Source organism: Blastomonas sp. UPD001, assembly GCF_003426715.1.
Taxonomy (GTDB): Bacteria; Pseudomonadota; Alphaproteobacteria; order Sphingomonadales; family Sphingomonadaceae; genus Blastomonas.
Genome location: NZ_QKVT01000001.1, coordinates 2,648,803 through 2,659,287, shown reverse-complemented (window position 1 = coordinate 2,659,287; position 10,485 = coordinate 2,648,803). Strand labels below are relative to the sequence as shown.

At 65.1% G+C, this 10,485-nt stretch carries 14 protein-coding genes; 8 read left to right on the top strand and 6 right to left on the bottom strand.

All coding sequences use genetic code 11. From position 1 onward, the window contains the following. The 5 genes from DM995_RS13515 to DM995_RS13495 all read left to right on the top strand — a co-directional run. Nucleotides 1-247, top strand: a 247-nt coding sequence (locus DM995_RS13515; protein ID WP_198669366.1) for a hypothetical protein, incomplete at its 5' end; no start/stop codon positions are given. A gap of 59 nt (nt 248-306) precedes the next feature. Then, on the top strand, nt 307-747 hold the full coding sequence (aroQ, locus tag DM995_RS13510) for a type II 3-dehydroquinate dehydratase (protein ID WP_116969755.1): 441 nt from the start codon (nt 307-309) through the stop codon (nt 745-747). Between the two features lie 160 nt (nt 748-907). Then, the gene (gene accB, locus DM995_RS13505) at nt 908-1,369 is read left to right on the top strand and encodes an acetyl-CoA carboxylase biotin carboxyl carrier protein (RefSeq protein WP_034515746.1); all 462 of its coding nucleotides are present in this window, start codon (nt 908-910) and stop codon (nt 1,367-1,369) included. A 4-nt stretch (nt 1,370-1,373) separates the two neighbouring features. Continuing rightward, complete coding sequence (accC, locus tag DM995_RS13500; protein WP_023837618.1) at nt 1,374-2,735, top strand: acetyl-CoA carboxylase biotin carboxylase subunit; 1,362 nt, start codon at nt 1,374-1,376, stop codon at nt 2,733-2,735. 72 nt (nt 2,736-2,807) lie between these two features. Continuing rightward, nucleotides 2,808-3,113, top strand: coding sequence for a hypothetical protein (locus DM995_RS13495; protein WP_023837619.1), 306 nt, complete (start codon nt 2,808-2,810; stop codon nt 3,111-3,113). Between the two features lie 173 nt (nt 3,114-3,286). Here the strand turns inward: DM995_RS13495 and DM995_RS13490 are convergent, their stop codons facing one another. The 3 genes from DM995_RS13490 to DM995_RS13480 form a co-directional block, all read right to left on the bottom strand. Continuing rightward, entirely contained in the window at nt 3,287-3,667 is a 381-nt protein-coding gene (locus tag DM995_RS13490) for a hypothetical protein (protein WP_116969754.1), read from the bottom strand. A 76-nt stretch (nt 3,668-3,743) separates the two neighbouring features. Continuing rightward, the gene (locus DM995_RS13485; protein ID WP_116969753.1) at nt 3,744-4,931 is read right to left on the bottom strand and encodes a dipeptidase; all 1,188 of its coding nucleotides are present in this window, start codon (nt 4,929-4,931) and stop codon (nt 3,744-3,746) included. An 11-nt stretch (nt 4,932-4,942) separates the two neighbouring features. Further along, a complete protein-coding gene (locus DM995_RS13480) occupies nt 4,943-5,608 on the bottom strand; it encodes an MOSC domain-containing protein (protein WP_116969752.1) in 666 nt (221 codons plus the stop codon). Nucleotides 5,609-5,819: 211 nt separating this feature from the next. Between DM995_RS13480 and DM995_RS13475 the strand changes: the two genes are divergently transcribed. Then, nucleotides 5,820-6,260, top strand: coding sequence for an RcnB family protein (locus DM995_RS13475; protein WP_232824390.1), 441 nt, complete (start codon nt 5,820-5,822; stop codon nt 6,258-6,260). A 118-nt stretch (nt 6,261-6,378) separates the two neighbouring features. Next, nucleotides 6,379-7,059, top strand: a complete 681-nt coding sequence (locus tag DM995_RS13470; protein ID WP_116969751.1) for a prolyl hydroxylase family protein — start codon at nt 6,379-6,381, stop codon at nt 7,057-7,059. Here the strand turns inward: DM995_RS13470 and DM995_RS13465 are convergent. After that, nucleotides 7,025-7,417, bottom strand: coding sequence for a hypothetical protein (locus DM995_RS13465; RefSeq protein ID WP_157973209.1), 393 nt, complete (start codon nt 7,415-7,417; stop codon nt 7,025-7,027). The two genes, DM995_RS13470 and DM995_RS13465, sit on opposite strands and share 35 nt — an antisense overlap. A 276-nt stretch (nt 7,418-7,693) precedes the next feature. Here DM995_RS13465 and DM995_RS13460 point away from each other — a divergent pair, with 276 nt between their 5' ends. Next, complete coding sequence (locus tag DM995_RS13460; protein ID WP_023837626.1) at nt 7,694-8,206, top strand: c-type cytochrome; 513 nt, start codon at nt 7,694-7,696, stop codon at nt 8,204-8,206. Nucleotides 8,207-8,398: 192 nt separating this feature from the next. On the opposite strand, the gene hemA is transcribed toward DM995_RS13460, so the two are convergent. Beyond that, a complete protein-coding gene (gene hemA, locus DM995_RS13455) occupies nt 8,399-9,619 on the bottom strand; it encodes a 5-aminolevulinate synthase (protein WP_116969749.1) in 1,221 nt (406 codons plus the stop codon). 15 nt (nt 9,620-9,634) lie between these two features. Then, the gene (gene puhE, locus DM995_RS13450; protein WP_023837628.1) at nt 9,635-10,423 is read right to left on the bottom strand and encodes a putative photosynthetic complex assembly protein PuhE; all 789 of its coding nucleotides are present in this window, start codon (nt 10,421-10,423) and stop codon (nt 9,635-9,637) included. Between the last annotated feature and the right edge of the window lie 62 nt (nt 10,424-10,485).

Sequence of the window (10,485 nt, the reverse complement as noted above, 5' to 3'; positions counted from 1 at the left end):
GCTCGCGGGCGATATCGACCCCGCGCTGGCGCGGTTCTTCGCGCTGCGCCAGCCGCGCACCGCGCGCATCCAGGCGATGGCGCGATCGAACGGGGTGGATTTTCACGAGGGCAATCCGCTCGCCACGCTGGCGATGCGCCTGCCGCTCGGCCGCGCTGCCAGCGCGCGTCCCGACGCGGTGATGGCGCGCTGGGACTGGCTCTATGGCGGCGGACCGATCGGGATCCGCAGCGGGATTCTTGCCTAACCGGGCGCTTTCCCGCATAGGGACGCTTCGCGGCATCCGGCCGGCGAACGGAAACCCCTATGGCCGATCAGCCCATCATCTTCGTTCTCAACGGACCCAATCTCAATCTGCTGGGCCTGCGCGAACCCGAAATCTACGGATCGGACACGCTCGACGATATTGCCGACCGGCTGGAAGACCGCGCGCAGGCGCTGGGCCTTGCCATCGACATGCGCCAGTCCAACCATGAAGGCCATCTGGTCGACTGGCTGCACGAGGCGCAGGCGACCGGGGCCAGGGCGGTGCTGCTCAACGCGGGCGCCTATACGCATACATCGGTGGCGCTGCTCGATGCGATCCGGTCGATCACCACGCCGGTGATCGAGGTGCACCTTTCCAACCCGCACGCGCGCGAGGACTTCCGCCACGTCTCGTTCGTCGGACGCGCGGCAAAAGGCACGATCTGCGGCTTTGGCGCAACGTCTTATCTATTGGCGCTCGAGGCGGCGGCGCTGCTATGAGCTTTGACGCCCAGGCATCTGCTGTCATGATGCGGGCGAGCGATTGAAATTCCCGCGGGGAGCAGCCAAAGAGCCGCCCCTGATCCAACCAGAATCAAAAGGGCGCAGGAATATGGCATCACCAAGCGGCAAAAGCGGCAACAACAAACAGGGAGGCGGCATGAACATCGACAGCAAACTGGTGCGCGAACTGGCGGAACTGCTGGGCGAAACCGGGCTGAGCGAGATCGAGGTGGAAGACGGCGATCGCAAGATCCGGGTCGCGCGCACGATCAGCGCCGCGCCGGTCGCCAGCGTCGCGGTACCCGCCGCGCCCGCGCCCGTTGCTGCCCCGGCCGCCGCGGCTGCAGCCCCGGCTGCACCGGCCGAGCCTGCCGCGCCGTCGATGGCCAATGCGGTCAAGTCGCCGATGGTCGGCACCAGCTATCTCGCGCCCGAACCGGGTGCCGCGCCGTTCATCAGCGTCGGCTCTGCGGTCAAGATCGGCGATCCGCTGCTGATCATCGAGGCGATGAAGGTGATGAACCCGATCACCGCCGAGCGCGCGGGCAAGGTCACCGCCATCCTGGTCGAGGACGGCCAGCCGGTCGAGTTCGACCAGCCGCTCGTCGTCATCGAGTAAGCCCATGGCCATCAAGAAGATCCTGATCGCCAATCGCGGCGAAATCGCGCTGCGCATCCACCGCGCGGCGCACGAGATGGGCATCAAGACGGTCGCGGTGCACTCCACCGCCGATGCCGATGCGATGCACGTGCGCCTCGCCGACGAAGCGGTCTGCATCGGCCCGCCGCCCGCCGGCCAGAGCTATCTCAACATCGCCAACATCATTTCGGCAGCGGAAATCAGTCAGGCCGATGCGATCCATCCCGGATACGGCTTCCTCTCGGAAAACGCCAAGTTCGCCGAGATCGTCGAGGCGCACAAGATCATCTGGATCGGCCCCAAGCCCGAGCATATCCGGACCATGGGCGACAAGGTCGAGGCCAAGAAGACCGCCGGCGCGCTCGGCATGCCGCTGGTCCCCGGATCGGATGGTGCGATCAAGGACATCCACGAGGCGAAGATCATCGCGGCATCGATCGGCTATCCGGTGCTGATCAAGGCGGCATCGGGCGGCGGCGGCCGCGGCATGAAGGTCGTGCCGAGCGAGGACCAGCTCGAGACGCTGATGCAGCAGGCGGGAAGCGAGGCCAAGTCGGCGTTCGGCGACGACACCGTCTATATGGAAAAGTACCTGGGCAACCCGCGCCATATCGAGTTCCAGATCTTCGGCGACGGCAAGGGCAATGCCATTCACCTGGGCGAGCGCGACTGCTCGCTGCAACGCCGCCACCAAAAGGTGCTCGAGGAAGCCCCCTCGCCGGTCATCACGCCCGAGGAGCGCGCGCGGATGGGCGGCGTCGTCACCAAGGCGATGGCGGACATGGGCTATCGCGGCGCAGGGACGATCGAGTTCCTGTGGGAGAATGGCGAGTTCTACTTCATCGAGATGAACACCCGGCTTCAGGTCGAGCATCCGGTGACCGAGGCGATCACCGGGGTCGATCTGGTGCGCGAACAGATCCGCATTGCCGAAGGGCATCCGCTTTCGGTCAAGCAGGACGAGATCGAGTTTCGCGGCCATGCCATCGAATGCCGCATCAATGCCGAGGACCCGCGCACTTTCGCGCCCTCGCCCGGCCTGGTCAGTTATTACCACCCGCCCGGCGGCATGCATGTGCGCGTCGATAGCGGGCTGTACGCAGGCTATCGCATCCCGCCCTATTACGACAGCATGATCGCCAAGCTGATCGTCTATGGCCGCACGCGCCAGGGCTGCATCATGCGGCTGAAGCGCGCGCTCGAGGAGTTCGTGGTGCAGGGGGTCAAGACGACCATCCCGCTGCACCAGGCGCTGCTCGACGAACCCGATTTCCTGTCGGGCGAGTACACGATCAAGTGGCTCGAGCAATGGCTCGCCGAGCTGGAGGCCGAGGAAAAGGCCTGATACCGCCTGGACTTATGCTGCACCGCACAATTTTCCGTTGAAACGCGGTGCAGCATTGGTCATATTGTCGCGATGGATACAAACAAGACCATCCTGGAAGCCATCGCGCTGCGCAAATGCCTCGAGGCGACCTATAACCGGCAGCGCATCCGGCTGGCGCCGCACATCCTGTATACAAAGCACGACCAGCTCTATCTCGATGGCGTGACGCTCGAACGCGACGGCAAGCCCCCGCGCGAGCTCAAGGTCAGTGCGTTCAAGCTCGACGGGCTTGGCGATATCGCGCTGACCGCGTACGAGTTCGACCTGCAGCCGGTGTTCAATCCCGACGAGGAGCGCTATCAGGGCAAGACGCTGTTCGCGGTGGAAATGGCGTAACCTTCCAGCTGCCCCGTTTCGTCACCCCCGCGCACGCGGGGGTGTGGATTCACGTTTGAAGTGCAACACTGCATCTTAGCAGGTGTTGCACTTGTTCCGTGAACTCAGGGGGTCCCGCTTCCTTCTCCAACATGGGCGCAAAAGCGGGATTTCCGCTTTCGCGGGCTTGACGGCTACTGCTTTTCCAGGCTCAGCGAGGCGTCGTCGATGGTCAGGCTGAGCCGGCGCGGGTCGCGCTGGTTCTCAATCAGAAAGACGTGCGGCCCGCTGCTCGCAAGGATCGCGTCCATTGCGCGCTCGATCGGGATTTCCACTTTCGGGATGCGCGCGCAATCGCACGCGATCGCCACCCGGTCCTTGCCCACGCGGGTCACCGTAATCGTCACCCCCGATTTCGAGGAACCGCGCGCATCGGAAATGATGTCGCCGACATAGGTGCCCGCGACCAGATCGGCGAGATCGGGCTTGCGCTCGGGCGCGGCGGCGCCGGCGAGCGAGAGCGGCAGCAGCGCAGCACAGAGCAGCGCGAACAGGCGGAACAACAGGCGCGTCATGGCTTTCTCCCAGCCGGACCCACGGCCTGAGCATACACCCCGCGCCCGTCAAAGCCACGCGCAATCGCGCCGGCGCTCACTTGCCTGCGACGCGCTCCACCTCGGCCATCACGCGCAGCACATTGCCGCTCCAGATCTTCTCGACATCTTCGCGCGAAAGGCCGCGCTTGAGCAGCGCCTCGGTGATCTTCGGAATCTGGTTGATCTGGTTGAGCCCGATCACGCCGCCGCCGCCGTCCCAGTCCGCGCCGATGCCGACATGGTCGACCCCGACCAGATCAATGCAATGGAAGATCGCCTGCATGTAGCGGTCGAAATCGGTGTCGGAGCGCGGCTCGGCGGCATTGGCCTCGGCCCATTGCTTCATCAGTACGGCGCGCTCTGCTGGCGGCAGATCGGCCGCCTGCTCCATGCGAGGGCGAAGCGCATCGACCGTCGGGCGCGGCTTGTCGGGCGACAGAAACAGGCTGTTGACCTGGATCACCCCGCCCTTGGCCGCGAGTGCCTTGATCCGCGCGTCATCGAGGTTGCGCGGATGGTCGTGCAGCGCCTTGGGCCCAGAATGCGACAGGATGATCGGCGCCTTAGATAGCTCGAGCAGCTGGTCGAAGGTGCTGTCCGCGGCGTGGCTGGCATCGATGATGATGCCCAGCCGGTTCGCCTCGCGCACCCAGGCCTTGCCGAGATCGCTGAGGCCGCCGTGCAGCGGCTCGCCATTGGTCGAATCGGCGAGCTGGTTGGTGCCATTGTGCACCGGCCCCGCCATGCGCAGGCCGAGCTGGTAGAAGGCATCGAGATTGGCGATGTCGTTCCCCAGCGGATAGCTGTTCTCCATCGACAGATAGACCACGCGCTGCCCGGCCGCGGCGATGCGCGCGGCGTCCGAGGCCCGGATCGCGATGGCAAAGCTTTGAGGATTGGCGGCGACGAAATCGTGGATCTGGTGGAGACGCTTGAGCGCATGCGCCAGCGCCACTTGATAGCCGCGCGCGTCATTGGGCCCCTGATCGGTATAGATCACCCAGAAGCCCCCATCCAGTCCGCCCTCGATCATGCGCGGCAGGTCGACCTGGGTGGTATCGGCGAGCACGTCGTGGCGGTCGGTGATGCGCCAGCCGGGCTGGTCGAAATTGGCCGGGCTGTCGAGATGCGTGTCGAGCGTCAGGATCGACTGGTGAATCTGGGCGGGATCGACCTTCTCCTGCGCCAACACCGGGCCCGCGATGCAGGCCGAAGCCAGCAACAGCCAGCGGATCGATTTCATGTGCTTTCCCCTCAATCGGCGAGCGCGGCCGCCCGCTGGCGCCAGTCGGCGGCGAGCTGGGGCAGATCGGCGAGCTTGCGCACCGCCTCGGGCTCTGCCTTGTACTGCCCGCCGACCAGCAGCCGGAACACGCGGTCCACGGTCCAGGCCGACGGTCCCGGCTCCACCAGCCGCATGACATCGCCCGCCTGGACGAGCCCCGGTTCAAGCACACGGTAATAGAAACCGCAACGCGCGGTGCGCACGATCTCCGCCATCACCGATTGCTTGCCCGACACGCCGAAGCGGTGGTCGAGCTTCCAGCAGGGCTGGCGGCCCTTGGTCAGTTCGACCAGGGCCTGGCCCAGGCGGAACCGGTCGCCGATCCGCATGTCGCTCTCCACCAGCCCGCGCGTCGAGATGTTCTCGCCGAACGCGCCGGGCTTCTGCAGCAATTTGTGCGTGTCGAGCCGCTGCTGCCAATAGGCATAATGATCGAAGGGATAATGATGGATCGCCATGTCCGGCCCGCCATGGTGCACCGTATCGGCGACCTGATCGCCTTCGAACCCCAGTTCGCCCAGCATGACGGGACCCGTCATCGGCTGGCGCGCGATGGCGCTCATCGTGCCATCCTCACGAAAAGGGCGGGGCTTGCCGGTGAGCAGCGCCAGAACACGGACCGCTTGCGAACTCATGCAGGGGCAGGTTACGCACATGCCTCGCTGCACGCAATGCAATTCGATGACTAGCGTGCACAATGGTTTACATTTCTGAACACAAGGTCAATCAATCGGTTAAGCTGAGGGTCAGCCTGTGACTGGTAACGGTTGAGCAGTACCAACAGTCCTGTGCCGCGTGGTTGCCGACACGATTGCCCAGGCCATTATCGGAAGGTCGATTTTGGTCATGTCCCAGTATCCCATCGTGCAACCCGTTTCCGCTGACCCCCCCGCTCCGCTGGCCCGGCGGGTGAAGCGATCCTATGTCCGTCTGCCGATCGCCCTGGCGGCCATGGCTGCGGCAAGCCTGTTGCTTCCCCCTGGCAAGGCCGACGCTGCCGAGCTCCGCCGCTATGACTGGTATGGCTGGCGCAACCAGAACCGCGCATTCTTCAATGTCGGGCGCTATTATCCGCCGGTGCGCGGCTGGAACTACCGCCGCATCGGCATCGGCTTCACGCTGGGCGCGCCGTTCTTTGCCAGCAGCTTCTGGATCAACGACCCCTGGTCCTATCGCCTGCCGCCCGCCTATGGCCAGTATCGCTGGGTCCGCTATTATGGCGACGTGCTGCTCGTGGATATTTACACAGGTCAAGTTGTGGATGTGATCAACGACTTTTTCTGGTAAGGCTGTGCTCGCGCATGCTGCGACCTGTGCAAGACCCGCCGGAGCAATCCGGCGGGTCTTTCCTTGCGACGGCGGACCGACTTGACAGCGCGAGGGCGCGCGCGCCATCCCCCACCGCATGATCAGCGACTTTCTGCATCGGCGCGAACTCGCCAGAATCGGACGCGAGGTCGGCGAGCGACTCGACGCGCACCCGCGCGTCCAGCGCATCACCTTCGACGACGTGAAGGTGCCGATGCAGGTCTATTGCTATCAGGATTTCATGACCGCGCCCGAGTGCGCGGACCTGATCCGCATGATCGACGCCGACGCGATCCCTTCGGAACTGTATCGCGCCGGCACCGGCGACCAGAGCGATTTTCGCACGAGCTACAGCTGCAATCTCGATCGCTGGCACCCCGATGTGCTCCGCATCGACGACCGAATCTGCGGGCTGACCGGGATCGACCCGCGCCGGGGTGAGACGCTGCAGGGGCAGCGCTATGCGATCGGCCAGCAGTTCAAGCCGCACCACGACTATTTCCACACCAGCCAGCCCTATTGGCAGAAGGAAAAGCTGGCCGGAGGGCAGCGCAGCTGGACGGCGATGGTGTTCCTGAACGAACCCCAGGGCGGGGGCGAGACCGAATTTCCGCAGCTATCGTTCAAGATGCTGCCGCGCACGGGCATGCTGCTGATCTGGAACAACATGGGACCCGATGGCCGCCCGAACCCCTATATGCTTCACAGCGGCAACCCCGTGACCGCGGGGACCAAATATATCATCACCAAATGGTACCGCCGCGGATTCTGGACCTGAGCGGGCGCTTTTTCACCGTTACCCGGCCGACCTTGTAACCGCGCTGGCGCATTTCCTTGACATAATCCTTGTCGGCATCGGCCAGCTCGACCTCATATTCTTCCCACGCGTCGGCCCTGTCCTCGCGATCGGTCGCGCGCTTGAGATCGCTGGTCAGTTCCTTGTCCGCCTCGTTGATGTCGGCGACATAATTGTACCACGACTGGTTGTAGACGCCCTGGACAGGTTCGGTGCGGACGATGGGCGCATGCGCGCCGTCGCGCGCGGGCAGCGTACGGGGGGTGCCGGCCTGTGCGGGCAGAGCGAGAACCACCAGCGGCAGCGTGCCTGCCAGAATATTGCGGAACAGCTTGCTCATCATGTGTCTCCTTCAAGCGCCCCCATTTCCCGTCAACGCGCCGCGCGCTGATTCAGGTAAGGAGCGTGGCTCGGCTGGGCGCTCGGGCGGGGCGAATGACCGCGCAGCACTCCGGAAACCCGTAAATTTTCAGCGCCACTGCCATTTTCCGTGAACATTTTTCTTCATCTGGCGTTCATCCGCAGCCTTGCCCACTTTTCAACGGGTGCGGCTCGTCTATATTGACCGATGCTTCAGGGCGAATGTCGCCGAGCAAGAGGAGAGTTCATGTCCAGAATGAATGCACTGCGCTATGCCGGCGTCCTTGCCGGCGTTGCTATGCTGGCCGCCTGCTCGGGTGGCAGCGAAACCCCCAAGGCCGAGGAAGAAGCCGCCGCTCCGGCCGCTGACGCCGGTGCCGAAACCCCCGCCGCGACCCCGGCTGCGGCCGAAGCGCCTGCTGCGGACAATACCGATACGCTCGACGGCAAGAAATTTGCCGACTTCACCGGCAACGCCGCTGAGGGCGAGAAGGTTTTCGTGCAGTGCAAGACCTGCCACGTGAAGGAAGCCGGCCAGAACCGCGTCGGCCCCTCGCTTGCCGGCATCGTCGGCCGCGCCGCCGGCTCGGTCGAAGGCTTCAACTATTCGCCCGCCAACAAGAACAGCGGAATCACCTGGACCCCGGAAAAGCTGTTCCAGTATCTGGAAAAGCCCGCGCGCGTGGTCCCGGGCACCAAGATGGTGTTCGCAGGCCTTCCCGACGCGCAGAAGCGCGCCGACCTGATCGCCTATCTGCAGCAGCCCTGATCGACCCGATCACGGTTTGCGCCGAGACACGAAAGGCCGCTCCTTCGGGAGCGGCCTTTTTTGTTCGGCGACAGGCGATTCATGCCCGTTGCCGTCACCCCCGCGAAGGCGGGGTCCAGCATCCTGCTCCGACGTCGGGCGAAGAAGCGGGACCCCGCGTATGCGGGAAGGACGAGGGTGCTTCGGTAGCGCTCAGGCCGCCACGGCCCTCCGCGCCAGTTCGCATTGCGACCAGATGTCGCTCAGCGCGTGGAGCAGCTTGTCGCAATCGCCGTCGCTGTGCACCGGCGAGGGCGTGATGCGCAGCCGCTCGGTCCCCTTGGGCACGGTGGGATAGTTGATCGGCTGCACGTAGATGCCGTGATTTTCCAGCAGCCAGTCGCTGATCCGCTTGCACTTGTGCGGATCGCCGACCATCACCGGGATGATGTGGCTCGGATTGTCGAGATGGGGGATGCCCATCAGGTCGAGCCGCTTGCGTACCCGGGCGACGCGTTCCTGGTGGCGCGCGCGCTCCATCTGGCTGGCCTTGAGATGGCGGATGCTGGCCGTAGCCCCGGCGGCGAGCGCGGGCGGCAGCGCGGTCGTGAAGATGAAGCCGCTGGCGAAGCTGCGCACGAAATCGCACAAGGCGGCCGAGGCGGCGATATAGCCGCCCATCACGCCGAACGCCTTGCCGAGCGTGCCTTCGATCACGGTGATCCGGTCCATCAGGTCTTCGCGCTCGGCAATGCCGCCACCGCGCGGGCCATAGAGCCCCACCGCGTGGACCTCGTCGATATAGCTCATCGCGCCGTGTTTTTCGCAGACGTCGAGAATTTCGGCGATCGGAGCGATGTCGCCATCCATCGAATAGACGCTTTCGAACGCGACCAGCTTGGGCCGGCCCGGCGCGACGCCGGCGAGCAGCCGGTCGAGATCTTCGGGATCGCTATGCTTGAACTTCAGGCATTCGGCGCGGCTGTGGCGGATGCCCTCGATCATCGAGGCATGGTTGCCGGCGTCGGACAGCACCACGCAATTGGGGAGCTTGGCCGCGAGCGTACCGAGCGCCGCCCAGTTCGAGACATAGCCCGAGGTGAACAGCAAAGCGGCTTCCTTGCCGTGCAGATCGGCGAGTTCGCGCTCGAGCAGCACATGGTGGTGATTGGTGCCCGAGATGTTGCGCGTGCCGCCGGCGCCCGCGCCGCACTGGTCGAGCGTGTCGTGCATCGCCTTGAGCACATCGGGATGCTGGCCCATGCCGAGATAGTCGTTCGAGCACCAGACGGTGACCTCGTCGGTCCCCTCATCGGTATAGCGCGTGGCGTGCGGAAAGCGGCCGCGATGGCGTTCCAGCTCGGCGAAGATGCGATAGCGGCCCTCGTCGCGGATCGTATCGATTTCGCTCTGGAAAAACCCCTCATAGTCCATAACCACTCTCCTTCTTTATCCCTTGCGAGCGTCGGGCAGCGCCCAGCGCCAGAGCGCGCCGTCGCGGAACGGCAGCGCCAGAAACAGATGCTCGAGCGCGCCGAGCGCCGCGAGCGTGAACACCAGGGTCGCGCTGACCGCGGCAAAGCTGTCGTCAGGCGCGGCGAGCGCACGCGCGCCCAGCCACAGCGACAGCGCGCCGAGCACAACCAGGCTGAAGGCCAGCGCACCATGCAGGCGGCGCGGGCCGAAATAGGTCTTCAGATATTCGAGATGCCCCGGCATGATCTCGTCGCTCATGTTGGGCACGCCGACGAACAGGTTGAGCTTGGCCGAGAGGCGCAGCGCGAACAGCAGGCTGAAGATCACCGCACCGGTCGGGTTGGCGCTGTCCCAGGTGAGCGAGACCAGCATCACCAGCACGATCGCGATCGCGAGCTCGTGATGGATCAGCGTCGCCGCCGCATCGGCAAACCGCCGCCAGCCGCGCGCGTGCGGATCGCTGGCGGTGCGGCGGGGCCCGGCGACGATGCCGGTGAGGAAGGTCAGTTCGAGCCAGCCCCAGATGACGAGCGCCGCGCCGAAGCTGATATAGGCATCGAGCGCCGAAGGGCCGCCCGCGCCATGGCCGTGCGCTGCCCAGACGATGACGCACAGGCAGATGCCTGCGGCAAAGCCCGCCCAGGAGAGGCTCCGCGCGAAGGTCGCCTTGCCGCGATTGGCGAGCCAGGCGACCACGCCCGTGCTGCCGAACCAGGCCAGCAGCACGATGAACGCGGGCAGGATATGGCCGTGCAGGCTCATGGATTACCAGGCCGGCTGCAGGCGGATGGTGGCAGGCAGCGCATTGGGCTTGCCGGGCATGA